Genomic DNA, 24,865 nt, shown 5'->3' on the forward strand with positions numbered 1-24,865 from the left:
GGTGAGCGCGAGAACCAAGACTGAAAAGAAGAAAAAGGTGCCTTTAAAGGGATAAATAAGGTAAAAGGAGACACTGATGAGCATAATGGCTAAGCCCATAAAAATCAGCAGACGTTCTTTGTCTCTAAAAGTGAGAAGCGCGGGTGATTCATAGAAGGCAAGCACCAGAAAGAAGGAAAAGAATGACTGGAAGCTAACCGGTAGAAACAGCCAATAAGCATAGGCACCAATCGTTGCAAGAAAGAGCGCTTTATGCAAGACAACTCTTTGCAGGTCATAGGGGTCATGCTCATCAAGCCATTGCTTAAACTTTGACATAAACATAGGCACTACTTCCAAGACGAAGCGGATAATCTGGATCCGGATCGGTGATGCGAATAATTACCGGCAGGCGTTGTGGCAATAAAATCCATTGGTTTTCATTAACGACATTTTGTAGCTGTGTTCGATTGTCTACTAATTGTCTATTTGCTGACCAATAATCCGATTCAATGAGCCCATGAAAGATCTTTCTGCCGAGATACATTCTTGGAAAGACGGTGACCTTTGCACCTTTGCGTACACGGCTCAAATCTGTTTCATTAAAATTTGCTTGAATATAAATATTCTGGGTATCAACCAAAGAAAAAAGAGGCTGATTGACATTTACTGGTGTCCCGAGTGTGAAAAACAGATTTTGAATAATGCCATTATCTTGGGCATAAACATCAGTGAGCTGCAGATTTACCTTCGCATTTTTTAATTGCGCACGAGTTGAGATGATTGCCCCTTCTTGTGCCTTAATTTGATACTTATCTATTTCCAGCTGTTGTAGAGATGCCTCCCATCTATTCTTTGCCGCCAGGGTCTCTTGTTCCGAATTTTGTAAAGTAATTAACGAAACTGAACGTAAACGATAGCCTTTTTGATATTTTTCATCATCTTGTTTTACCTTAATGTAATTTCTTTCCTCATTTTTACTTAGTTTCAAATCACGCTCATACGTTGCTTTTAGTGCAGCGAGCGTTGCCTGGGCGCTTACCAAATTGGCGCTGAATTGAGCCTGTGCATAGGCATAGGGTCTTTTAAATACGGTGAAAAGTTTTTGTCCTTTTTGCACCACATCGCCGTTTTTTACATAAAGCCCCGTAATGTAACCACTGGTTAACGCAGCCACTGGCCGAACGTTATTGACGACAAAGGCGTTGTCAGTAAAAGGAAAGAGGAACGAAAAAATATAAACCAGTGTTGTTAAAATACCAATAAAAATAATCGTGTTTGCTAAGGTAATCTTCCTCTTTAAATGAGTAAGACGTTGTTTCAATCCCTGACGCAATCTGGTAAAAGTTATCATATCAACTCAAATCGATTAACTATTCAATATTCAAATAGACCCATAGCAATCTATTTGTCCTGTGTCTTTTCATAAGCATATCCCCCTGCTAGATCTTGGTATAAAACAACTAGAGATATGGCTAGATCTAATTTAGCCTGATTTGTTCTAAGTGCTAAGCTATCCAAATTGATTTTGCTTTGTAATAATTCTTTGTATGAAATCAAGCCTGTTTTTAATAATCCTTGTTGTAATTTGTATTTATGGCGATAGTCTGCTTCGGCACGCAGATAAATAGTGAACTGCTCATTCATGCGTTTGTTTGCAGAATAATCAGTATCCACTTCACGCAAAATCCGTCGGACGGTCTGATAAAATTCAGCAACTTTAGCCTTATAAGCCCCTTTACTGGCAACGATTTTGCCTATAGAACCAGGGATTAGACTCCAGTTAGCATAAGCATCGGTTACTTTTATAAATTTGCGATGCGGTAACTGGGCTTCGCCAACTAACTCATCCAGTTGCAACGTTGGAAAGAAATCACTCCAGGCAACAAGCTTACTTGCCTGGGCTCCTTTTAAGGCATAAACCGCCATTTTCATGTCAGGACGATTATTTAAGACGGTGGCGGGCAAACTTCCTGGTCTAAAATGACTAAAGTCTAATTTAGCAAAATTGTTTTTATTGCTTACTCTGCCGGGATTTTCATTGATGAGGTAGCGCAGCGCATTTTCACTGGACACGATGTTATGCAAAATAGGTTTAATCTGGGCGGCAATTAATTGCTCATCGGAATGTAATTGCGCCAAGGCAATGTCATTTTCAAGCCCTGCTTTAATTTCTTGTTCACTTAGAGCAACTAGGGCTTTTAGATCATTATCTAGCTGTTGCAGAAGTCGCAGCTGCTCTTGTTGTGACATCAGCGTAAAATAGGCTGAGGCAATTTGACCAATTACCACCAAACGAACTCCCTCTGTTGCCGCAAGAGAATATTGTAGGTTGTAGGTTGCTTTTTTCTGTTGGGTATAGAGCTTCATTATGTTCAAAACATAATAGGGCCAAATAGCATAAAAAGCACCTGGCACTCCAAGGGCTGGATTGGTTGAATAACCAGCAAATAACTGGATGGTAGGAATCCAGCTTAGTTTGACCTGCAGTAACTCGCCACGTGCTTGTTCTAGATTTCCTATGGCAATATGAATATCTGTATTATTACGCAAACCCATTGCCATTAAGTTATTTAATTCCGCATCATGAAATTGTTGCCACCAAGCCAGGTACGGTAAATTGTCTAACGGCTTATAGGCTGTGCTACTGGAGGGAAATTTTTTAGGGGCAAGTTGCGAGTGTTGTACCATATCTCTATCACAACTAGATAATCCAATTATAAGTATCAAAAATATTATTTTCGGCATCAATAAATCATCATCGGCAATAGCAGCATTTTCATCATTGTAATTTATAGTGTTTCCTATGGGGTGTCTAGGGTTGTCATGAGAATTGCCTTAGAAAATAAGATGTTATGGGCAGGGCTATTGTCCGATTAATGGCTGCGAGGGCGAACCACCAATAGGATTGAAAATAAATTGGTGGCCTGTGCCATATTATTTCATTAGCTTATCAACAGCACCGGGTTTCATTACAATAATACTAATGCGTCGGTTTATTGCATTAAACGGATCTTTTTTATCCAGGGGCATCGTTGAAGAAAATCCCGACACTTTCATGACCTTATTTTCATCCAGACCCGCTTTTATCAAAGCACGGCGGGCAGCATTGGCTCTTTGCGTAGATAATTCCCAGTTGGTGTATTCTAATTCATCGGGATTATGATAGGGATGCGCATCAGTATATCCTTGAATGGTTACTTTATTAGGTACCCCATTAAGTAACTTAGAAATTTTGGTAAATATGGGTTCAAATTGTGGATTTAATTTTTCCGAACCTACATCAAACATAGGGTTCTTTTGGTTATCAATAAGCTGAATACGTAAACCATCGTGCACTACTTCCATTAACATTCGATCTTTTAAGCCATTGAGTGACGGATCGTTTTGAATGCTTAAGTTAATTTCTGATTTCAATTCTTCCAATTTTTGCGTCTGTGTTTGTGATGATTGGATAACCTCTATATCTTGTGGCTTGGCATCTTTGGAATCATTCATCTTTGTGGTCGAAACCTGGCCATTAGTATCTTCAATCTGAAGTCCTCCACCTTTAACGCGGATTTGTTGGTTACCTACGTCTTTGCCACCAAAAAAAGTCACTTTAATTGGTTGTTTAAAGTATTCGGCAATTCCTTCTCTTTGTGCTTTATTCAATGAGGCAATTAACCACATTAATAAGAAAAACGCCATCATTGCTGTCACAAAGTCAGCATAAGCGATTTTCCATGAACCACCATGATGTGCATGGCCATGTTTTTTTACTTTTTTGATAATAATGGGCTGGGATTTCTCTTTCGCACTGTTTTCATTTTCACTCATAATTTATACTCTAACTAGGGGTTGGTTCAGCATTGGCACTAGACGATGCAGGTTCTGCTTGTTTGACATTTTTTATTTCATCATTTAATTGAGTGAATGAAGGTCGTTGTGCAGAGAATAAGACTTTACGCCCAAATTCTACCGCGATTAGCGGTGGATTATTGTGTAAGCTGGCGAGGATGGTGGCTTTAATCGATTGCAACATTAATTGCGTTTGGTTAGCACGTTGCTCCATGGCTGTGGCTATCGGTCCAATAAATCCATAACCTATTAAAATGCCGAGGAATGTACCTACGAGTGCATGCGCAATGAGTATGCCTAATTCTGCTGGCGGCAGGCTGATTGACTCCATGGTGTGCACCACCCCAAGAACAGCAGCTACAATACCAAAAGCAGGCATGGCATCAGCTACTTTAGTTATGGTATTTGCCGGAATCAATTCTTCTTCATGATGTGATTCAATTTCCATATCCATCAATGCCTCTAATTGAAAAGGCTGCATGTTGGAGGTAATGATTAATCTGAAGTAATCGCAGATGAATTCAATAATATGATGCTCACTCATTAATGACGGATAATTGGTGAAAATAGGACTGCTTTCAGGTTCTTCAATATCTGATTCAATGGACATCATGCCTTGTTGGCGTGCTTTATTTAGCAAGTTATATAATAGGCCTAATAAGCTAATATAAGTGGCTTTAGAAGTTTTTTCACTGCGAAAAACTTTAGGTATTGCTCTTCCTAGTGCTTTTAAAACACTCAGACTATTACCGACAATAAGAGAGCCTACGGCCGCACCACCAATGATAAGCAATTCAACCGGTTGGAATATTGCAGCAAGATGGCCACCTCCGAGTGCAAATCCCCCAAAAACACAGAGTAAGACAACTATATAGCCTATTATAATTAACATTTTTATTCGCTCTCCAAATCTACAACATCCAATTATCTATGCCAGATAATCATGAACAACTCGCCCATAAGGCCAAGTCAAATCTGTTAATAAAGGTACAGCATTTATACTCCAGTGAACCGGTTAGGTTGGCTACAGGTGTGCTTGCGTATTGGGTTAATATTAATATGTAGCCTGCATGCTTTTTGTTTGATTTCTATTTTATTCATTGGTTTGTCTCCATCAAATGCTGCTCGGAGGACATGTCATATAGAGCGATTCCCGCCGATTGTGATGTTGGGGCCAGCCATGGTGATTTTTTAATGGCGTTTACTCCGTCACGATAACCACGCTCAATACGTTCAAGTATTGATTTTCTTGAAAACTCATAGTCCTTAGAATTAAGTTCACTGTTATCTTGTGCATATAAAAAACGAACCACCGCAATGGTCGACTCACATCCTCTACGGATGCAACGATTGATTTCAGGATTTTTTCTTTCCTTGGGCGGAACAAATTGCGACAGTATGTGAATGCTGTTTTTTAATTCATGAATTTCTTTATGGAGTTGAATTGTCTTAGAAAAGCGACTGGAGAATTCAATGTCTTTTTTGCGCATCATAACGTCATCAATGGTTTTTGGATGTAAGCCATAAGAATCAAATAAATGGATTGCAAAACAGAGTAACTTTTGTGTGCCATGCTCTGCGGATAAAACATAAGTTGCAGGCGAATTGCTGGATAGTCCACCATCCCAATAATATTTTCCATCGACTTCTACAGCGGGAAAACCAGGAGGAAGGGCGCCACTTGCCATAATATGTTCTGGTCCAATTTTGCATTTAAAAGAATCAAAATATTCGATTTCACCCGAGCTCACTTCAACAGCACCAAGACATAAGCGGGTGCTTTTAGAGTTGATGCGCTCAAAGTCTATAAATTCTTCCAGCGTACTTTTAAGTAGACTGGTATCATAATAACTTAACTTATCTGGCGTTGTATCATAACCTGGAATTATGGGGGGAATACGAGGGCTAAAAAAACCAGGCTGACCAAAAAGAAGGGTCGATTGAGCTGAAATAAAGTGTTGTATTTGTCGATTTCTAAAGTCATCAGATAGTAATGAGGGGGCTATCAGTGCGGGAGTCGCAATTTTTTCCCAAAATTGATACATTTTTTCAATACGGACTTTTTCATTGTTGCCCGCAGCTATGGCTGCATTAATGGCACCTATCGAGGTACCAGCAAACCAATCAGGATAATAACCTGCTTCATTCAATGCACGTAAAATCCCTACCTGATAAGCGCCTAAAGCGCCGCCGCCTTGAAAGCAGCAGGCAATTTGATCATAGTTTGATTTGGTTTTCTTTTTGGTACGTGCCATTACTTACTCCATGAACCATCCATGACTGACAATGAGTGATTGACCAGTTAGGGCATTCGATGCAAATGAAGCAAAGAATAGGGCAGTTTGCGCTACATCATCTGTAGTTGTAAATTCACCATCTACAGTCTCTTTTAGCATTACTTTTTTAATGACATCCTCTTCACTGATTCCTAATTCTTTGGCTTGTTCCGGGATTTGTTTTTCTACTAATGGAGTCCGTACGAAGCCTGGGCAAATCACATTAGCGCGTACATTGTGAGCGGCTCCTTCTTTGGCTACTACTTTACACAAGCCGATTAAGCCATGTTTTGCTGTAACATAGGGAGCTTTAAGTAGTGAAGCTTCTTTAGAATGAACCGAGCCCATATAAATGATACTGCCACCTTTACCTGATGCATACATGTGTCTGAGTACGGCTCGGGTTGTTAAAAAAGCACCATCTAAATGAATGGATAATAATTTTTTCCAATCGGAGTAGGCTAATTGATCAAGGGCACTAATGATTTGAATTCCCGCATTGCTGACGAGAACATCAACATTGCCAAAGTGTTTCACTACATCGTCAACACCTTGATTCACTTGCTTTTCATCGGTGACATTCATAGCTACGGCCATTGCTTCGCCACCTTTTGATTTTATTTCTTCTGCGGCAAGATTAGCTTGATCTAGATTGAGATCGGCAATGGCAATTTTTGCTCCCGCTTTGGCGTAAACTAAGGCAATTTCTTTGCCTATGCCACTGGCAGCGCCAGTAATTATCGCGACTTTATCTTTTAAGTGCATGATTACAATCCTTGTAGTAGTTTTATTAGGCTAAACCCAAGTCATACTTGAGTACAATCAAAAAATTAATCTTAAGAGTATAGCAATGGAAATTTGATATTGCTGTATTTACATCAGAATTTTTTGATTTAGAGATTGAGTTGTAATCGCCATAATTGTGTCAAACCATGGGCATATTTTTCATCCCAGTTGTAAATATCCTCTATTTAGTGGCAGCCCAACAATGGAGTGAGGGACGGCCATCGCGTTGGACTGCATTGCGTTAGGTACCAAAAAGAGAAGTTTTCGCTCTATATATTAGATTTAATCTGCTATTAGTAATAACCATTATTATAATAACGATGGTGGTAATAATAGGCACGTCGGTCTTGTTCTTGACCAATGGAATTTCCTACTAAAGCTCCTGCACCTGCGCCGATTACTGTACCCAGAGCACTACCTCCAGTCACCGCATAGCCTAAGCCTGCGCCAGCAGCTCCACCTACGCCGGTACCAACTTCAGTATTAGTACAACCACCCAGCATAAAAGTTGATAGACTGACTACACAGAGCGTAGAGATAATTTTTTTCATGGCAGACTCCCTTTTCTTATTCATAAGGTGTTTATTTCCTAAAGAGAAATTAAGCTGTGAATTAAACACCCAAAATTTACTCTTCATTATGAATTCTAGTACAAAAATTAACTTTTATGATGACAAATTACCCATTTATTGTTTGTAAATGGTACTTTTGTGTTTGAAATTTTACTCTTACCCCAGTTTTCCAGTAGTATTGAAAGATTAGAATAATAAAAATAGAGGACGCTATGTTTAAAGGAAGTATAGTGGCTTTAATAACGCCAATGCAGAATGACCAAATTGATGTTCCTCGTCTACGTGAATTGGTCGAATTCCACATTGAAATGGGAACCCATGGTATCGTTGCCGCAGGCACTACCGGCGAATCAGGTACTTTATCTCATGATGAAAAGCTTTTAGTAATTAAAACGGTTGTTGAGCAAGCCAAAGAACGTATCCCTGTCATTGCGGGTACGGCTATGAATGCAACACGTGACTGCATCAAATTAACCTGTGAAGCAATGGAGTCTGGGGCTCATGCGGCCTTAATTATGACGCCAGCGTACATCAAACCAACTCAAGAAGGCTTATTCCAACATTACAGCGCTATTGCGCAAACAGTGCCTATGCCGATTATTCTTTATAATGTTCCTGGAAGAACTGCTTGTGATTTACTGCCTGAAACAGTGGCTCGCTTGTCCAAAATTTCTAATATTGTGGGGGTTAAAGAAGCAACCGGACAAATGACGCGTTTACAACAAATTTTGCGTCTTTCTGAAGGCAGTATTGATGTTTTTAGTGGCGATGATTTTACGGCTGCTTCCTGGATGCTGGCAGGAGCTAAAGGAAATATTTCTGCTTCAGCGAACGTGGCTGCCAAATTAATGGCTAAAATGTGTGATTGTGCTTTAGATGGGGAGCATGCCGCCAGTTTGCGTTTGCATGAACAATTAATGCCTCTAAATGAGTTATTATTCGTTGAAACGAACCCTATTGCTATTAAATGGGCTTTGAACAGAATGGGGCTAATAGGTGATGAAATAAGATTGCCGTTAACTCATTTATCTGCAGAACATCATGCGGCATTAGAAAATGTAATGAAGAGTTTGGAATTGATTTAATCGGGGAATGTTGTGAAAAAATTAAGTTTTATTGTAGGTGCAGTACTGATACTTACTGCTTGTTCAGGTCGTTATTCAAGTAATGGTGAGAGTCTATACTTAAAGAGCCGTAATGGTGTAAAACTGGAAATACCACCACCATTAACAAGAGCAAATATTAGTGATTTTTATAATTTGCCGCCCCAAAACCAGGATGCGCACGTCAGTATTGCGCCACCGATGTAAGTAATAAGAGGTTATCATGACATCAGAATCAGCTGAGTTGCTTATTGTACGAGAGTTATCACAGCGTGTTGTTGATGCGCAACGGAAAATTAGGATCCTTGATAGTATTAAATGGGATGATTCAATAAAAAAGGAATTTTTTAAACATAAGGGGCAAAAGCTTCCTTCTGTCGATAAAGAATATTACACCAAGAAACCACTCCCTTTTGATGTTCATGAGAAACAAGAAGAATTTCGTTTTATTTTACGCGATGCGCAGAATCAATTAGGACAATATTCGACGTTAACTCGTTTAATTCGCCGTCAATGTGAAGAATACAGTCGCGCTTGTCAAATGTTAGCAGTGCGTGGCACTCCAGCATTTAGCGAGTTGGCCATGGAGTTATATGGTAGTCCAAACGATGTATTTTATGCGGGTGGACCACGTATGTCACAAATGGGCACTTTATTATTTGACGTGTTAACTGATTTGAATGTGCAATTACAATCTGAAGCGGATGTGAAACGCCATACACCACAGCAAGCTCAGGAAATTTTACAGGCACGTTTAGGCCATTTTTTCGATAAACACCCTGGCAAAGTAACCGTGATGGTAAGTGATGATATGGTGGCGGATGCTTCTGCGGGCGCCGACAGCATTAAATTAAGCCAGCAGGCCATGTTTAGCGATAGGGATCTGCGTTATCTGGAAGTACATGAGGGCTGGGTGCATGTTGGCACTACTTTAAATGGTTCTATGCAACCGAATTGTTTTTTTCTTTCTAAAGGTTCACCTTCCAGTAGTGTGATTCAGGAGGGTTTAGCCGTCATTACCGAAGTAGTTACTTTTTCCTCCTACCCGGGGCGAATGTTAAAAATTACGAATAGGGTAATTGCCTTGGATAAAGTAACACAGGGCGCTAATTTCCTCGATATTTATCGGCATTTTATCGAGTGTGGTTTAAGTGAAGAAGACAGTTACAATCAAACGGTACGGGTATTTCGTGGCAGCACGCCAACTGGTGGTCCATTCACTAAAGATTTATCGTATGCAAAAGGTTTTGTGTTGATTTACAATTATATTCGTTTTGCAATTAGTCAAAAGCGTGTTGATTCAATTCCTTTACTGTTCACAGGCAAATTAGTTTTGGATGATTTGCCTCTATTAGGTGAGCTAAAAGAGCGCGGTATTTTAACTAATCCTGTTTATTTGCCGCCGCCATTTCAGGATTTGGCCGCATTAAGTGCGTGGATGAGTTTTTCTTTGTATCTGAATCAGTTTGACTTAAATCAGATACAACAAAATTTCCGTTTTTTATTGGTTTAAATTAACGTAAGTCCGGAGAAGAATATCCTCTCCCGCTCCGTTCGAGTTGAGGAGGTGCGCAAGGTTTTACTCGCTATCTTATTCTGCTCTTACGCTAACATTACAGGTGTGAGCTAGTAGGCTGTTCTCGCGCTGTTTCTCCCAGCCCAACACCCATTTCTTTTTTTTCAGGCTGCGATGTAAAAAAACTTTGAGCATGATTTCCCGCGTGCGTTTTGATTGGTGGGTTTTGTGTTTCTTTAGTCTGTTGGGGGTTGTCCAATAATTTTTTACTGTTTTCAATAATAAATGTATCTTGGGATTCCTCAATTTTCTGAAGATAATGAGCTGCCATTTCCTTATCTTCTGGTAGCCCGGTTTTATTTAAAATTTGGCATGCCATCAACATGGCATTAGTGCACCCTAAATCGGCTGCTTGCAGCACGGTTTGTCTGTATTGATCTGATTTGGGATGATAAATCATGGCTAAGTGATACAACGCCAAAGGATTGGTTTTCGCCAATTCTCTCATTTGTGGTAAATGCTTTATTACCTGCTTTTTCAGATGAATATTATCAGGCGCTAGTTGTAATTGGCTTACTAAAGAAGCAAATTCACTACTTGACGTTAAATGAGTTGCCATAACCTTAACCATCCACATATTTATAATAGATTGTAGAATAGATGATTAAAATTAAGGCAGTGTTAACTCAAGGTCACTTTACAATTTTTTTACGATTTCGGTAAATTATTTACTTAATTTAAAGTCGTAAAGTGCCCATCCTAAATGAAAAAGCATATGGGCCAAGATGGAGCAAATAAGGCCATATTGCCAAAACAAGTAGCCAAAAATGACGGATTGCAAGAGGCTAAGTACTATAAATGAATAAATAAATTGCTGGCTTGATGTGCAACCTGCAGCAATATACGCAGGTAGTTGTCCGATCGCAAAAATTATGCCGCTGATAAAAATTGAGAGCCAAATAATAAGGGGAGAAGGTTGCTTTGTGAAAATGAGCGCAAAAAAAGTGGCTAAATTCAATAAACCCCAACGGGCAATAACTTCTTCGACAACACCACCATAAAGAACACAGCCATCAATACCAAGGGTAATGCGCAATTTAGTCATAATTTGCAGGCTTTTTTCATCGATAACGTGTTTTGCCAAACCATAATAAAGAAGACCAAAAGTAACAAGTCCTACCAGAGCATAGAGGGTGGTTGGGAGTAAAATAGGCATAAATGCACTTATTCCTACTTTACCCTCCAAAAATGCTTCCAATATGGGAGCGCCTAAGCCCGTACTTCGGGATATTATGGTTCCAGCCACACACATGAGTAAGACGGTCACCAATGTTTGTGCAATAGCAAAACGGTTGATGCGTTTTTTTAATTCTTCAGTATTGTCGGGTAATAAAAAATAAATTAACCGTTTTATCGCAATGAGGGTACCCGGAATGGACAGACCGAATAAAACAGTAATTAATGGCCAATTGATTGTCATTTTTCATCCTTAAACGCTTATTTCTCTCTAAGGGGAGAGCAATAGTAATTTTTATTGTTTTAACAAAACTGTATAAAAGAATCCATCCATGCCTTGGTCTCCAGGCAAAATTTGTTGGCCATGACCTGTCGCACATCCCCAAGGCCAATTACCGCTTAGTACTTTGCAATCAGGATTTTCTGCGACAAAACGGGCTATTTGCTGCTCGTTTTCGGCAGATATTACGGAACAAGTGGCATAAACCATCAAGCCATCTTTAGCCAGTAAGGGCCATAAAGAATTTAATATAGTATGCTGAATTTTAGTTACCGTTACAATTTCGTCATTAGTACGGAGTAATTTAATATCCGAATGACGACGAATTACCCCGGTAGCCGAACAAGGGGCATCCAATAAAATGCGATCAAAAAGTTGACCATCCCACCAGGTTGTTGGCGTTGACGCATCACCCTGCAGTAATGTTGCTTGTAGGTTAAGACGGGTTAAATTTTCTTGTACGCGAATTAATCTTTTGGGGTCGACATCTAAGGCAACACAAGCACTTAAATTGGGTTCAGTTTCTAAAATATGGCAGGTTTTGCCACCCGGAGCACAACACGCGTCCAATAGGCGTAAGCCGGGTTTTAATGCCAATAAAGAAACGGCTAATTGCGCTGCTGCATCTTGAACCGAGATGCAGCCTTCAGCAAAACCAGGAAGTTGTCGTACATCACAAGGCGAAACCAAAGTAATCCCATCGGGGGCGACAGGGTGAGCATGCGCTTCTACGCCTGCTTGATTTAATGCCTGTAAATAGTCGGCTACGGAATTTTTTCTGATGTTGACTCTTAGGGTCATCGGTGGATGAGCATCATTGGCTTGAGCGATTGCTTGCCAGTCATTAGGCCAATCTGTTTTTAAGCGTTTTAAGAGCCACTGTGGTTGGCCGTAAACAAATAAAGGATCTTGGCTTAGTTTGGCCAGTAATTCCTCTTTTTGTCGACAAAAATTGCGCAAAACGGCATTCACTAAGCCTTTTGCCCAAGCTTTTTTGGTTTTTTCCAGCAAGGCGACGGTTTCTTTTACTACGGCATAATCAGGCTGGTTCATATAATGTAATTGATAAAGACCTATCAGCAAAGCAATCCAGATTTCAGCTTCTTTAGGTCTTTTTTTCAGTAAGCAATCGGCTATGGCTTGCAAACGAAAATAATGACGACAAAAACCAAAACAGATTTCTTTAGTCATTGGTGAGACGTCGGCTGAGCTTGGCATGAGTTGGGATAAGGACGATTTGTCGGCCAGTAATGTCGTTAAAATTTTTAAAGCGTGGAGCCGTTCGTTTTTATTCATGAGTAATTATTCACTACCTTAAGTGGTTTTTTTTTTACGGAGTAGGGGCGCTTTATTCCTACGTTCGCAGCTTGTCCGCCGAATCCATGGTTTCGTCATGGCGCAAGATTCCAGGATCTTGCGGACAAGCTTCAGGAAGTAGGTAGCGGATTTTTTCTTAAGTAAGCACCATAAGACTTTACAGCACAGCCTATTAAAATATCAATCCTACATGTATCTGTGATTTAGATGAATTTAACCAATCAGCAATAGTAATTACTTTGCCACCAGGGAGCTGAATTTTCTCAACCAATATGCCTTGCCGCCCTGTAGCAATCAACATGCCTTTTTTATCAATATGTAGTACTGTTCCAGGCGTTTGCGTGCTTTCTGTGGTGACAACGTGCGCTTGATGAATACGCAATACCTCTTCATTTAAAAGCGTATAGGCTATGGGCCAAGGATTAAATGCGCGGATTTTTTGATCAATTTCAGCGGCGGTTTGTTGCCAATTAATTAAAGCGTCTTCTTTGTTGATTTTTCCGGCATAAGTAGCCAAGTCATTATTTTGTACTTCAGGACGTGCGGTATTATTGGCTAATTCAGTTAACGTTTTAAGCAATGGTTGTGCTGAAATCTGGGCTAATTTATCGTGCAAAGTGGTTGCGGTATCGGTGGTCGTGATTGGGCAGCTCACTTTAAGCAGCATATCGCCAGTATCCATGCCTATATCCATTTGCATAATGGTTACCCCTGATTCGGCATCGCCATGGAGAATGGCATGTTGAATTGGTGAGGCGCCACGCCAGCGTGGTAGTAAAGAGGCATGAACATTAACACAGCCTAATCGCGGTATTTCCAGTACCGATTTGGGTAAGATTAAGCCATATGCAATAACAATCAGCACATCGGGCTTTAATGTGGCTAACTCAGCAACTGTTTCTGGATTTTTAAAGTTCAGCGGTTGATAAACGGGGATATCATGAGCCAAAGCCCATTCTTTAATCGCAGAGGCTTGTAGCTTGCGGCCACGGCCTGCGGGACGGTCTGGCTGGGTATAAATGGCTTGAATATGGTGCGCCGATTGCGCTAAGGCATCAAGGCAAGGCAAGCCAAAGGCTGGTGTTCCTGCAAAAACAATATTTAATCCACTCATGATTTGCCACGAGCTAGCTGACGTTTGAACTTATCTAATTTTTTACGTGCCATCGCTTTTTTTAAGGGTGAAAGCATGTCGATAAATAATTTACCATTCATGTGATCGATTTCATGTTGCAGGCATTCAGCGAGTAAGCCTTCGGCCTTAATCTCAAAAGGTTTGCCATGGCGGTCTAATGCCTTAACGGTAACTTTTTCAGCCCGGGTTACTGTATCGTAGGCACCAGGAACCGAAAGACAGCCCTCATCAAATTTGCTTTCACCTTCAGAAGCAATAATTTCAGGATTAATAATGACGATTTGATTTTTTTTATCCCCCAGAATATCGATTACGGATAAACGTAAACTAACGCCGATTTGTGCTGCAGCAAGACCTACACCATGCGCATCGTACATTGTTTCAAACATGTCATCGATTAGCGTTTGTAAGGTGTCATCAAAGGTAACAACTGGTTTTGATAGCTCTCTTAGGCGAGGATCGGGTAAATAAAGAATCTTGTGAATGGCCATTGTGTATCTGGTTCTCTGTATAAAAATCGTGATATTATCCTTGATATATTGTAATGCTGCAAGATGCCAATAGCCCACAAAGGATTGACTTGATGAGATTTATTCTCTTTTTATTCTTTTTTTTATGCGCCACGCTCAATTATGCACTTAGTTTAAGACCTGATTCCCCCGAACGTTATGTAATCCAACCTGGCGATAGCTTATGGCGTATTTCTGGTAAATATTTGCATAATCCCTGGGAATGGAAAGAACTTTGGCATGCCAATCCCACGATAAAAAATCCTAATCGTTTGTATGCTGGCGATGTATTGATTTTGGCTTATTATGAAAACAAGCCGTACATTAAAGTTTTAAGTAATGGTGTAATTAAGTTATCTCCTAATGCGCGCCCCATGCCTATTGAACAGGCGATTCCCGCAATCCCTTTGGGTGATCTCAAACCGTTTTTAAATGAATCATTAGTCTTAGATGTCGATGCCCTAAGTCGCGCACCCTATGTCGTTGCCTTTATGGGGGAACATATGATGGGCGGGCAGGGGGATGAAGCTTATGTTAAGGGGTTACGCTTGCGCCGGGAATTAGCCGAAGGTGGTTCTATTGCTTATTCATTGTTTCGTCAAGGGACAAATTATGTTGATCCCATAACGCGAGAACCATTAGGGTTTAAAGCATCTTTAGTAGGTTATGCTCGCCTAATCGCAGGTGGCGAACCTGCAACTATATTATTAACCAATATTAATGTAGGCATCAAAATACTGGATCGTGTTTTAATTAATAATAGCCCCGAATTTGATTTGTATTTTGCACCCAAAGCCCCAGCTGTTCCTGTTATGGGACAAATTATCGATATGCCTGATGGTATGCCAAGTGGTAATAGCCAAGAAGCGGTGGGTGGGGTTGTGGTGATTAACAAAGGCGAGCGTAATGGATTAGAAGCAGGGGATGTTTTAGGTATTTATCGAAAACCACACTTGGTTCGGGATCCGAAAAATTCGTTAATTCCGATTAAATTACCTCCTGAACGCATTGGCGAAGTGATGGTATTTAGGGTCTTTACCAAGACTAGTTTTGCATTGATAGTTCGTTCTTCACGAGCCGTTTATTTGTATAATACAGTGACTAACCCATGAATAATTTACCTTATTTTCTTGCTTTAAACCGAATGGATAAAATTGGCCCGCGTACGGTGGCTAAATTATATAGACGCTGGCCGGATTTACAGCAAATGTTCCAGCTTTCTCAAGCAGAGTTAGAACAAGCTGGATTACCGTCATTACTGGCGCAGACCATTACCGGCTTTGATTTAAATCTAATTCAGGCTGATTTGCAGTGGTTGCAGGCTGCTGCAGATCATCATTTATTAACTTGGGATTCGCCAAATTATCCGGCCTTATTAAAAGAAATTACCGATCCTCCGATTGTTTTATATGCCCAAGGCCAGTTATCGGCGTTTCAACAACCGCAATTGGCCGTAATTGGTAGTCGCAATCCTTCGGCGACGGGCAGCGAAAATGCACGTTTTTTTGCTAAAGAGCTGGCTGCACAGGGCATTACGATTGTGAGTGGTTTGGCTTTGGGGATAGATGGTCAAGCACATATAGGTTGTCTGGAATCTGGTGGGAAAACGATTGCGGTGATGGGTACCGGGATTGATTGTATTTATCCGCGCCGGCATGCCAAACTTGCGGAGCAAATTACGCAATCTGGTTTGCTATTAAGTGAGTTTCCGTTAAAAAGTCCACCAATCGCTGGACATTTTCCACGCAGAAATCGTATAATAAGTGGCTTATCATTGTGCACTTTGGTTATAGAGGCCGCAATAAAGAGCGGTTCATTAATTACAGCACGGATGGCATTGGAACAAAATCGGGACGTTTTAGCGATACCAGGATCCATTCATAATCCATTAGCTCGTGGTTGTCATTATTTAGTGCAGCAGGGCGCTAAATTAGTTACCTCAGTTATTGATGTTCTTGATGAGCTTAGAATAGAGCCACAACCGCTCATTACTGAGAAACCTATTTTTTTTCTTGCCAGTGAGAATGAAAACCTAGTAAAGTTCATTGGCTTTGAAATGACGACTATTGATCAGATCATTTTACGTAGTGGAAGCACCGTTGAGCAAGTGACCCGTGAACTTGCAGAATTAGAATTAAAAGGGGCTGTATTATCAGTACCCGGTGGCTATATGAGGTGTTAGTATGAAAGATAACTTATTTGAAATGTTGTTGAACTTATTTGAAACAAGCCTTACCCAGCTGCAAAAGAGTCATAAATCCGTTGATCAAGACGCAACGGATGTTAGTGATGACGAAAACACATCTGCAGATGATGAAGTGTTACATGTTCGAATGCAACAACAAAAGTCAACCCGCATATTTACTTATGATGAGCAAATGAAGTTGACTAAGGCAAGTTATCAATTTCTCATGCGTATGAAGTTATGGAAAGTTCTTAATGCGGAATCTTTCGAAATGATTATGAATCAACTGCAATTTTCAGATTCGCGTATCGTAACTTTGCAAGAGACGAAGTGGATTATCAGACATGTATTGTCTTCTAATTTGACTGAAGAACAATTGGCGTTTCTCGACTTGGTTCTCTATCAAACAGAAGATGAATCTACACTACATTAATGTCAATTATTTAGCACAACCCACAACTTCCTCGCCCAGCGACTTGACTGTAGGGCGAAAGATTCTATATATATTAATGTTGAATGATTATCATTGAATATAAGGAAAAGGTTAACTTTCTATGAGTAAACATTTGGTGATCGTTGAGTCACCCGCTAAAGCTAAAACAATACAAAAATACCTTGGTAGTGATTATGAAGTTTTAGCCTCCTATGGCCACGTTCGCGATCTGCCTGCCCGTAAAGGTTCAGTAAATCCTGACCAGAACTTTTCTATGACTTATGTTCCCCTGGAAAAGAATGCGCGGCATATTGAAACGATTGCGAAAATGTTAAAAAAATCAGATTCGTTACTACTCGCAACCGACCCCGATAGAGAAGGCGAGGCCATTTCTTGGCATATTTTTGAATTAATGAAAGAAAAAAATCTACTTAAAGACAAAGAAGTGCACCGCATTTTTTTCAACGAAATTACCAAATCAGCGATTCAAGATGCAATCAATAATCCACGTGCCATTTCTATGGATCTGGTTAATGCGCAACAAGCGCGGCGTGCCTTAGATTATCTGGTGGGTTTTAATCTGTCGCCTTTGTTATGGAAAAAAATTCGCCGTGGCCTTTCTGCTGGCCGTGTGCAAAGTCCTGCATTGCGCTTAATTGTTGAACGAGAAGAAGAAATAGAGCGCTTTGTTTCCCAAGAGTATTGGAAAATACTGGCTCAGTGCCAGCATGAAAAAGTTCCTTTTGAAGCGCGATTAACGCATTATAAAAGCGAGAAATTACAGCAATTTACCGTAATTAATGAAGAGCAAGCCCTACAAATCAAAGCAGATTTGATTAATCAAGCGCAAGGCTCTTTAATTGTTACTCAAATTGAGAAAAAACAACGTAAACGCAAACCCTCACCACCATTTATTACCTCAACCTTACAACAAGAAGCGGCGCGTAAATTAGGTTTTACGGCACGTAAGTCGATGATGGTTGCTCAGCAGTTGTATGAAGGTATTGATATTGGCACAGGCACTGTGGGTTTGATTAGCTACATGCGTACCGATTCGGTGAATTTGGCGGTGGAAGCGGTAGATGAAATACGCGAGTATATTACTGAGCGTTATGGTGCCAGCAATTGCCCAGCAAGTCCTAGAGTTTATAAGACAAAATCAAAAAATGCTCAAGAGGCGCATGAAGCGATTAGACCAACCTCGGTTAAACGTACGCCAGAAATGGTGCAAGCAGCACTGACTACAGATCAATACAAACTGTATAGCTTGATTTGGAAGCGTACCATCGCCTGTCAAATGGCGGATGCCTTGATGGATACCGTGGCTGTGGATTTAAGTTGTGGCGATGCAGGTAATGTATTTAGAGCCAATGGTTCTACGATTACTTTCCCTGGTTTTCTTGCTGTTTATGAAGAGGGCCGTGATGATTCTAAAGAAGATGACAGTGAAGGATCATTATTACCGATACTTTCTGTTGGCGAAAAGGTTAAGGTTCACGATATCGCGGCCAATCAGCATTTCACTGAGCCACCACCACGATATTCTGAAGCAACTCTGGTTAAAGCCTTAGAAGAATACGATATCGGCCGTCCATCGACTTACGCATCAATTATTCATACGTTACAACAGCGTGAGTACGTAATTGTTGATAAGAAACGATTCTTCCCAACAGATGTTGGCCGTATTGTGAATCGCTTTTTGACTGGTTATTTCACGCGTTATGTGGATTATAAATTTACCGCACAACTAGAAGATACGCTTGATGCGATTGCTCGTGGTGAAAAAGAATGGATTCCTGTTCTTGAAGAGTTTTGGCAGCCCTTTGTGCGGCAAATTCAAACTACGGACGAACAGGTACAACGTAAAGACGTTACCACGGAAATTTTAGATGAAAAATGTCCTAAATGTCAAAAACCTTTGTCAATCAGACTGGGTAAACGTGGTCGCTTTATCGGCTGTACAGGTTATCCCGAGTGCGATTACACCCAAGATATGGCAGGACAAGACGCTGAAAAAAATGAACCAGAAGTAGTTGAAGGCCGAGTATGTCCGGTATGTTCCAGTGCGCTACATATTAAAACTGGAAAATATGGCCGTTTTATTGGTTGTAGCAATTACCCACAATGCAAACATATGGAGCCTTTGGAAAAACCGGCAGATACTGGCGTTGATTGTCCTAAGTGTCATGAGGCCAAAATATTGCAACGCAAATCCCGCAAAGGAAAAATCTTCTATTCTTGTGGTAATTACCCTAAGTGTGATTATGCTTTATGGAATGAACCGTTAGCTGAGCCTTGCCCTAAGTGTTCATGGCCCATCTTAACCGTTAAGGAAAGTAAACGCTTCGGTCGGCAAATTTTGTGTCCTCAAGACGGGTGTGGGTATTCGCGCAAAGACGACGAATAGTGTGACGATATACACTCAGATTACCCGGGTGCCAGCGCAAGCGAACCCGGGAATACAGCATCGCTTCCTGATTCATTGCCCTTATTCAGCTTAGCCATGGTGAATATAAATTAATCATCATGGCATTATTGACTCTTAAGTGATAAGTATTGGACAATAAAACATTTTTCTGGAAATGTTTCATGACGAACGCTATTTTTACCGCCATTAGTTGTAATGATTTAAAGAAAGTACAAGAACTTATTGACGATGGTGTCGATATTAATTGTAGAGGTGAATATTTAACTACACCTTTAATGCTGGCAGTTACAAAAAACAGGCCTGATATTGTTAACTATTTAATTAAAAATGGTGCTGATCCATATTTAATAATGTCTGATGGAGAAGACGCCTTATGGGGGGCAAGGGAATTAAATGTTTCTTCAGAAATTTTTTTAGCGCTTATTAAAAAAATTGCTGTAGATAAACGCTATATTGAGGTAGACGATAATGATAATATCGAGACAATTACTAATAAGTTGATAACTACGCTGCTTTATAAAAGTAATCGTCATAATTGGAATGGTAGCTTATGTTCCGAAATAAGAAAATTTATTGGTGATTTAAAACCTGATTTTGCGATGCAGGAAAAAGCCTTTTTTGATACGTATATTAGCCACAAAGAAACAGAAGAAAATAATTTTTTTGGTTCTTATTTATCTGATAATTCAGATTCGGAAGATGAAGAATATTTTGGCGGACTTGATGAGGAAGAGCAGACTAAGCGCACTGCACCGGCTAAGCTTTTTATACAAAGAGGGCAGATAGAAAAAATTACTTATCAGAAAAAGACAGGTGATAAGCAAAAAGGTGATTTAAAATCAATCAAAAGTGGTTCGGAACTTTTTGACTTAAAATCACGGACTAAAATTCACTACCCTCTCACTACGTTTCCTACATTAGAAGCGCATCTGCACCTACTTAATCAGAAGTTAGCAACTGGAATATCAATAAAGAAAGCCATTCAGGAACTAGAGGCAAATACCCCTAATTTTACGCGCTTTTTTGTCGCTGAATATCGTGGCATTACGTACCAAACAACCAAATGGAATCAATCAAGCCGAAAATCACACCGAAAAGATCAATCGGAAATAGCAAAACCTCTTTATAGCAATTCTGTAATGGCGGCATCTGGGCTTCGTTTTTTTAGATGCCATACAGAAGCATTAGCAGCCATGGAGTCTCAAAAGAAGAGTGTTGATGCCAATGCTAAATTAGTACATGAACTATTACTCACCTTGCGAGAGCCAAAAGCTTATACGTACAAAAAATATTCTTATAATAGCCTTGCCCATGTTTTGCAAAATATTTATACAGAAGATTACGATGGCTTTCATCATCTAATTAAAAAACATCCGGTGCTAAAGGACTTATTTTTAAACGATTTGAATCCTTTTATTTCCATGGGGGATACGCCTTATCATGCTGAAAAATATGCGCATGGAATAAAGCCCTACAAAGGCCATGAATCGTTCCGTTTAAGACCGCGCTGGCAAGCCAATGGACGTGCGGAAAGGCCCTATTCCGGAGTGGTTTATGCTTCCTTACATCCACTTACTGATTTTACAAGAAAGGGCCCTTTGCATGTTGTTTCCTTAAATAGAAACGCTGAAATTAAATTGCAAGATGAACTATTGATTGTTGCCGAGCGAGAATCCTGCTTCCCCTCTTATTTGCCTGAAAATCGTGTTTTTTATAAGCACATTGCAAAATACCCTTCTTTTAGTGGTAACTATAAATCCATCTATTTAATCAAATATGGATTAACCGAGGTAATTTATAATAAATTTAAAGAAAAATTGGCTCATTCTAGACCTCACACTAAAGAGATGGGCGATTTTAAAAAATTATTAGGTGAGTGGTTATGTTCTTTCCATGAAGTCAAATCAATTGAATTAGCGCGCCAAGAGGCTGAAAAACGAGGAGGGATCTTAATTTACCGTGATGTTAATGGAGGCTTTTGCTTAACTCCACCAATAGATTCTGTTAATCGGAACAGCAACGAAATGACTACGCAGATAAAAACACCGGTAAAACTCAAACAACAATCACGAGCTTCTCATTCGCCAGGAGGTTCTGATATCGGATTTTTAAATGAACTATTTGATGATCTTGAAATTAGTAGCGACAAATATGGTATTTCTATTTTAGAAAAAAATTCTTCTTTAAGTATGGCTTTTAGCCTCATGTTAAATGCGGTTTCTAATAAGTATCATTTAGCACTGCAGCACTTCCTTACAAAGCCAAATTTTAATCAGGAAATTAATAAAACATTTCAATGTGAACGTTTAGAACATGCAAGTCTTTTGCATTTAGCTGTTTTGGCTAACAATATCAGAGCCGTTGAACTTTTATTAGAAAATGACACCTTTGACCCGAATCTTACAGCATCCGAAACAACCGATAGTGATCTACATGAGAACAGGTTTTATGAGGAGTTAACTCCATTACATTTAGCTTTGCTCGAAGGGCGTAGAAATATCGCTTTAAAATTAATTCAAAATGAACGAATTAATATTTCGATGCGTGCTGCCTATGTGGTTAATAAAGATTTACTTGGTGATGTTATCTTGTTACCTAACCAAGAATATGATGATTTTGGTAATCCAATCCGAGAGTTACCCAAGGATCACCCGCAATATGATCCCGACGATCTGGGTGTGGCCTGGAGATTCCGAGGAACATGGCCTATTACACGCTACCGCGGAAATAGCGCGCTACATTTGGCAGTAACGCATGATTGGCCAGAAGTTATAAATGCTCTTATTGACAGAGGAATCGATATTGATGCAAGTAACCCAGAAGGAACTACCGCATTAGACCTTGCGCTAAGGGATAAAAAATATATGCTAGCTGCTCAATTAATTAGACATAAAGCAAGCTTAAGTTATTCGATAAGCTTAAAATGCATTCTTGAAGAAATAGATATTGATTCGCGCAGATATATTTTAGATTCCACAAAGCCAATAAATAAAATGAATATCTCTAATGAACTGTTTGAACTTTTAATGGCTGTTAAGGAAATGCATCCACAATTTCTTGAGTTTGATGAAGAGAATGAAGCAAGGACAGGGTTTAATGCGATGAGTAAATAAAAGGGGGATATTGCGGATCTAGTCACTGACTATAAGTGGTTTTATGGCCCATAAGGAACCCGAAGAGTCAACGGGCAGCCTCATGGGCGCGTTATTGCTATTCGTGAAATTACGGAAGATTGGCTTTTATTATAGGGACTTACATGCATAACCGCGGAACCTTGACATGGGTTAGAAAAATTCAAAATATTCTTTTACTGTGGTTATTCTTTCCATTAATACTTCATGCTTCGTTTATTGAATCAACGCTAGGAACCGCCGTCGTGAATGATGCGACGGCAAGTTATTATAATCCAGCAGCTTTAACACTTTTAACCAATGTTCAAATAATAACACTTGGCTCAGTGGCATCTTCTAAAACTCGTTTTACGGGTAAATCAATACAATCAACAACGGGCTTCACTCAATTTGGTAGTTCAGCGGCACAAACGTATTATTATTTGCCTTCATTTTATTTAGGTATCCCTGCTAGCGATAAAATGACTTTTGGATTTGCTGTTATATCTAATTTTTTTAACAAGAATAGCGAAGAAAATTCCATTCTGCGTTATGCTCAAGCGAACAACAGTATTCGCGATATTGATTTATCTCCAGCTTTAGGATTTAAGTTAAATGAATTTTTTTCATTAGGTGTCGGACTATCCTGTTCACACACTAATATTCTATTAGAGCCAATTTCTGGATTCCCAAGCTTAAACATTCCCGATGCCCAAAGTCATAATGACGCGAGTAGTTCGGGTTTAGGGGGCGATATTGGTTTTTTACTAAAGCCAAGCCGTTCAACGTTAGTTGGGTTTAATTACCGAACTTCAGTTACGTATCGATTTAATGGTAAAAGTGTTTTCAAGGATGATCCGGACGTTATTTCCAATGATTATCATTTTAATTTTTGGACCCCGGCCAGGAGTGTGCTTTCTGTAAACCATTTTGTAACCTCTTCATTAGGATTTATTGGTACTGTTCAGTACATTCAATGGCGTATATTTAATGAGGTAAACATTCAAGGTATAGCAACAAAAATAGGTTCTCAACCAATTATTGTGAATGCGAATGTTCCTTTTCATTTACATGATGCTTGGCTTTTTACTGTTGGCAGCCATTATCGTATAACGCCTAAATGGGTAATCAGGGTTGCCGGTAATTACACGCAAACCCCTGGAAACGGTAATTACCAGATATCCAGTGGTGACAATATTATTTTAGGCGCATCAATGGGGTATGAAATCTACAAAAATATTATTATTGATGGCAGCTTCGCTCACGCCTTTATCCAAAATCAAAATGTAAACATTATGACTGGTAGGAACATCATTAATGGTGAAAATAGAACTTTCCGAGATGCATTTTCTTTAAAATTAACGTTCAATCGATAATAAAAAAATCTTGCAAACCGCTTTGAATGGTACGTTTACATTGGTTTATCCCATCTATGAATTGGCATTTGTACCAGTGTAGGAATGGAGCTTCATCTGTGCCGGAAGGCATGTTGGATACATAGAATCTTTAATAGTAGGGCTGTTTGACCCGTTTGAAAATTGACTTATAATTTCTAAAATTATACAGAAAGGGATATTTATGCTTAGACTAACCTCAGAAACAGATAAGCTCCAATTCATTCAATTATTCGAGCAATTAACAAAAAAATGGTGTAAACGTTGAAGGACTTCCGCTATCCACGGAAACCGGTTGCGTGGATGACATTGTATTCGGAGTGTTTGCAAGGAAATATTCCTTGCAAACACTCAAGGTATTAATAATAATCAATAGTCGTAGTCGTCACATCAATAGGACCTTGGCTGTAAGGATAAATCATCACGGGTTCAACGACGGGGGCAATGGCAACTTGCCTGTATTGAACAACTTGCGTCGTGCAACAGCATCCAGCCATAAAGACAACAGCTCCTATTAGAATTATCCATTTCATTGTGAATCCCCGATCGTTACATTTAAACAAAGTGTAGATTATTTAAACATCGATCGCCAGTAACCATAAGAGACAATTAATTACCTTGCTTCGTATTAGGGGCTCGGCCTTGTGCTTACGGGTCTTTATATCAATATTCCTCTTTGAATAATCATCGTTAATAATAGTCAATGGTTGTCGTTGTGACGTCGGTCAGACAGTAACTATTGGGGTAACGCATAAAGGGTTCAACA

The 24,865-nt window shown here is 39.7% G+C and carries 22 protein-coding genes and 1 pseudogene; 9 read left to right on the forward strand and 14 right to left on the reverse strand.

The features are described 5' to 3' along the window. From LDG_RS19615 to LDG_RS07725, 8 genes and pseudogenes are all read right to left on the reverse strand, one after another. Nucleotides 1-318, reverse strand: a pseudogene (locus LDG_RS19615) (hypothetical protein); the annotation flags it as partial. After that, nucleotides 305-1,333, reverse strand: coding sequence for an HlyD family secretion protein (locus LDG_RS07695; RefSeq protein ID WP_040534861.1), 1,029 nt, complete (start codon nt 1,331-1,333; stop codon nt 305-307). The gene LDG_RS07695 and the pseudogene LDG_RS19615, both read right to left, overlap by 14 nt. A 50-nt stretch (nt 1,334-1,383) precedes the next feature. Continuing rightward, complete coding sequence (locus tag LDG_RS07700; RefSeq protein ID WP_006870691.1) at nt 1,384-2,670, reverse strand: TolC family protein; 1,287 nt, start codon at nt 2,668-2,670, stop codon at nt 1,384-1,386. 246 nt (nt 2,671-2,916) lie between these two features. Next, nucleotides 2,917-3,798 (reverse strand): flagellar motor protein MotB, encoded by an 882-nt coding sequence (motB, locus tag LDG_RS07705; protein ID WP_006870692.1) that lies wholly within the window; start codon nt 3,796-3,798, stop codon nt 2,917-2,919. Between the two features lie 10 nt (nt 3,799-3,808). Then, entirely contained in the window at nt 3,809-4,711 is a 903-nt protein-coding gene (motA, locus tag LDG_RS07710; RefSeq protein WP_006870693.1) for a flagellar motor stator protein MotA, read from the reverse strand. A 205-nt stretch (nt 4,712-4,916) separates the two neighbouring features. Then, complete coding sequence (locus tag LDG_RS07715; protein WP_006870695.1) at nt 4,917-6,074, reverse strand: patatin-like phospholipase family protein; 1,158 nt, start codon at nt 6,072-6,074, stop codon at nt 4,917-4,919. A 3-nt stretch (nt 6,075-6,077) separates the two neighbouring features. Then, on the reverse strand, nt 6,078-6,860 hold the full coding sequence (locus tag LDG_RS07720; RefSeq protein ID WP_006870696.1) for a 3-hydroxybutyrate dehydrogenase: 783 nt from the start codon (nt 6,858-6,860) through the stop codon (nt 6,078-6,080). 314 nt (nt 6,861-7,174) lie between these two features. Continuing rightward, a complete protein-coding gene (locus LDG_RS07725; RefSeq protein WP_006870697.1) occupies nt 7,175-7,432 on the reverse strand; it encodes a glycine zipper domain-containing protein in 258 nt (85 codons plus the stop codon). Between the two features lie 233 nt (nt 7,433-7,665). Here LDG_RS07725 and dapA point away from each other — a divergent pair, with 233 nt between their 5' ends. The 3 genes from dapA to LDG_RS07740 are packed head-to-tail and all read left to right on the forward strand — an operon-like array spanning nt 7,666 to nt 10,069. Next, the gene (dapA, locus tag LDG_RS07730) at nt 7,666-8,538 is read left to right on the forward strand and encodes a 4-hydroxy-tetrahydrodipicolinate synthase (RefSeq protein ID WP_040534867.1); all 873 of its coding nucleotides are present in this window, start codon (nt 7,666-7,668) and stop codon (nt 8,536-8,538) included. Nucleotides 8,539-8,550: 12 nt separating this feature from the next. Continuing rightward, entirely contained in the window at nt 8,551-8,763 is a 213-nt protein-coding gene (locus LDG_RS07735) for a hypothetical protein (protein WP_006870700.1), read from the forward strand. Between the two features lie 13 nt (nt 8,764-8,776). Then, nucleotides 8,777-10,069 (forward strand): flavohemoglobin expression-modulating QEGLA motif protein, encoded by a 1,293-nt coding sequence (locus tag LDG_RS07740; RefSeq protein ID WP_085955934.1) that lies wholly within the window; start codon nt 8,777-8,779, stop codon nt 10,067-10,069. A 100-nt stretch (nt 10,070-10,169) separates the two neighbouring features. Here the strand turns inward: LDG_RS07740 and LDG_RS07745 are convergent, their stop codons facing one another. The 5 genes from LDG_RS07745 to def form a co-directional block, all read right to left on the reverse strand. Then, on the reverse strand, nt 10,170-10,691 hold the full coding sequence (locus LDG_RS07745; RefSeq protein ID WP_050805532.1) for an SEL1-like repeat protein: 522 nt from the start codon (nt 10,689-10,691) through the stop codon (nt 10,170-10,172). Nucleotides 10,692-10,796: 105 nt separating this feature from the next. Further along, nucleotides 10,797-11,552, reverse strand: coding sequence for a CPBP family glutamic-type intramembrane protease (locus tag LDG_RS07750; RefSeq protein ID WP_006870703.1), 756 nt, complete (start codon nt 11,550-11,552; stop codon nt 10,797-10,799). A 51-nt stretch (nt 11,553-11,603) separates the two neighbouring features. Beyond that, nucleotides 11,604-12,884 (reverse strand): 16S rRNA (cytosine(967)-C(5))-methyltransferase RsmB, encoded by a 1,281-nt coding sequence (gene rsmB, locus LDG_RS07755; protein ID WP_040534870.1) that lies wholly within the window; start codon nt 12,882-12,884, stop codon nt 11,604-11,606. A 193-nt stretch (nt 12,885-13,077) separates the two neighbouring features. Continuing rightward, entirely contained in the window at nt 13,078-14,019 is a 942-nt protein-coding gene (gene fmt, locus LDG_RS07760) for a methionyl-tRNA formyltransferase (protein ID WP_006870705.1), read from the reverse strand. Then, a complete protein-coding gene (def, locus tag LDG_RS07765; protein WP_006870706.1) occupies nt 14,016-14,531 on the reverse strand; it encodes a peptide deformylase in 516 nt (171 codons plus the stop codon). The genes fmt and def overlap by 4 nt, the downstream gene beginning before the upstream one ends. 92 nt (nt 14,532-14,623) lie before the next feature. Between def and LDG_RS07770 the strand changes: the two genes are divergently transcribed. The 6 genes from LDG_RS07770 (at nt 14,624) to LDG_RS07795 (ending at nt 24,081) form a co-directional block, all read left to right on the forward strand. Then, nucleotides 14,624-15,661, forward strand: coding sequence for a LysM peptidoglycan-binding domain-containing protein (locus LDG_RS07770; RefSeq protein ID WP_006870707.1), 1,038 nt, complete (start codon nt 14,624-14,626; stop codon nt 15,659-15,661). Continuing rightward, the gene (gene dprA / locus LDG_RS07775) at nt 15,658-16,731 is read left to right on the forward strand and encodes a DNA-processing protein DprA (RefSeq protein WP_006870708.1); all 1,074 of its coding nucleotides are present in this window, start codon (nt 15,658-15,660) and stop codon (nt 16,729-16,731) included. The genes LDG_RS07770 and dprA overlap by 4 nt, the downstream gene beginning before the upstream one ends. 1 nt (nt 16,732) lies before the next feature. Then, nucleotides 16,733-17,167: a DUF494 family protein gene (locus LDG_RS07780; RefSeq protein ID WP_006870709.1), complete on the forward strand. Its 435-nt coding sequence runs from the start codon at nt 16,733-16,735 to the stop codon at nt 17,165-17,167. A 121-nt stretch (nt 17,168-17,288) separates the two neighbouring features. Further along, on the forward strand, nt 17,289-19,574 hold the full coding sequence (gene topA / locus LDG_RS07785; protein ID WP_006870710.1) for a type I DNA topoisomerase: 2,286 nt from the start codon (nt 17,289-17,291) through the stop codon (nt 19,572-19,574). Between the two features lie 182 nt (nt 19,575-19,756). Further along, the gene (locus LDG_RS07790; protein ID WP_006870711.1) at nt 19,757-22,708 is read left to right on the forward strand and encodes an ankyrin repeat domain-containing protein; all 2,952 of its coding nucleotides are present in this window, start codon (nt 19,757-19,759) and stop codon (nt 22,706-22,708) included. A 143-nt stretch (nt 22,709-22,851) separates the two neighbouring features. Next, a complete protein-coding gene (locus LDG_RS07795) occupies nt 22,852-24,081 on the forward strand; it encodes an OmpP1/FadL family transporter (RefSeq protein WP_006870712.1) in 1,230 nt (409 codons plus the stop codon). Nucleotides 24,082-24,458: 377 nt separating this feature from the next. On the opposite strand, the gene LDG_RS19835 is transcribed toward LDG_RS07795, so the two are convergent. Next, nucleotides 24,459-24,632, reverse strand: a complete 174-nt coding sequence (locus LDG_RS19835; RefSeq protein WP_199484663.1) for a hypothetical protein — start codon at nt 24,630-24,632, stop codon at nt 24,459-24,461. Nucleotides 24,633-24,865 lie beyond the last annotated feature (233 nt).

Source organism: Legionella drancourtii LLAP12 (genome assembly GCF_000162755.2).
In the GTDB taxonomy this organism is placed as follows: Bacteria; Pseudomonadota; Gammaproteobacteria; order Legionellales; family Legionellaceae; genus Legionella; species Legionella drancourtii.

What these genes read in the sequence shown, in the direction of transcription:
- LDG_RS07695 (WP_040534861.1), bottom strand. Translation starts at nt 1,333, where the DNA reads ATGATAACTTTTACCAGATTGCGTCAGGGATTGAAACAACGTCTTACT.
- LDG_RS07700 (WP_006870691.1), bottom strand. Translation starts at nt 2,670, where the DNA reads ATGGTACAACACTCGCAACTTGCCCCTAAAAAATTTCCCTCCAGTAGC.
- motB (WP_006870692.1), bottom strand. Translation starts at nt 3,798, where the DNA reads ATGAGTGAAAATGAAAACAGTGCGAAAGAGAAATCCCAGCCCATTATT.
- motA (WP_006870693.1), bottom strand. Translation starts at nt 4,711, where the DNA reads ATGTTAATTATAATAGGCTATATAGTTGTCTTACTCTGTGTTTTTGGG.
- LDG_RS07715 (WP_006870695.1), bottom strand. Translation starts at nt 6,074, where the DNA reads ATGGCACGTACCAAAAAGAAAACCAAATCAAACTATGATCAAATTGCC.
- LDG_RS07720 (WP_006870696.1), bottom strand. Translation starts at nt 6,860, where the DNA reads ATGCACTTAAAAGATAAAGTCGCGATAATTACTGGCGCTGCCAGTGGC.
- LDG_RS07725 (WP_006870697.1), bottom strand. Translation starts at nt 7,432, where the DNA reads ATGAAAAAAATTATCTCTACGCTCTGTGTAGTCAGTCTATCAACTTTT.
- dapA (WP_040534867.1), top strand. Translation starts at nt 7,666, where the DNA reads ATGTTTAAAGGAAGTATAGTGGCTTTAATAACGCCAATGCAGAATGAC.
- LDG_RS07745 (WP_050805532.1), bottom strand. Translation starts at nt 10,691, where the DNA reads ATGGCAACTCATTTAACGTCAAGTAGTGAATTTGCTTCTTTAGTAAGC.
- LDG_RS07750 (WP_006870703.1), bottom strand. Translation starts at nt 11,552, where the DNA reads ATGACAATCAATTGGCCATTAATTACTGTTTTATTCGGTCTGTCCATT.
- rsmB (WP_040534870.1), bottom strand. Translation starts at nt 12,884, where the DNA reads ATGAATAAAAACGAACGGCTCCACGCTTTAAAAATTTTAACGACATTA.
- fmt (WP_006870705.1), bottom strand. Translation starts at nt 14,019, where the DNA reads ATGAGTGGATTAAATATTGTTTTTGCAGGAACACCAGCCTTTGGCTTG.
- def (WP_006870706.1), bottom strand. Translation starts at nt 14,531, where the DNA reads ATGGCCATTCACAAGATTCTTTATTTACCCGATCCTCGCCTAAGAGAG.
- LDG_RS07770 (WP_006870707.1), top strand. Translation starts at nt 14,624, where the DNA reads ATGAGATTTATTCTCTTTTTATTCTTTTTTTTATGCGCCACGCTCAAT.
- dprA (WP_006870708.1), top strand. Translation starts at nt 15,658, where the DNA reads ATGAATAATTTACCTTATTTTCTTGCTTTAAACCGAATGGATAAAATT.
- LDG_RS07780 (WP_006870709.1), top strand. Translation starts at nt 16,733, where the DNA reads ATGAAAGATAACTTATTTGAAATGTTGTTGAACTTATTTGAAACAAGC.
- topA (WP_006870710.1), top strand. Translation starts at nt 17,289, where the DNA reads ATGAGTAAACATTTGGTGATCGTTGAGTCACCCGCTAAAGCTAAAACA.
- LDG_RS07790 (WP_006870711.1), top strand. Translation starts at nt 19,757, where the DNA reads ATGACGAACGCTATTTTTACCGCCATTAGTTGTAATGATTTAAAGAAA.
- LDG_RS07795 (WP_006870712.1), top strand. Translation starts at nt 22,852, where the DNA reads ATGCATAACCGCGGAACCTTGACATGGGTTAGAAAAATTCAAAATATT.
- LDG_RS19835 (WP_199484663.1), bottom strand. Translation starts at nt 24,632, where the DNA reads ATGAAATGGATAATTCTAATAGGAGCTGTTGTCTTTATGGCTGGATGC.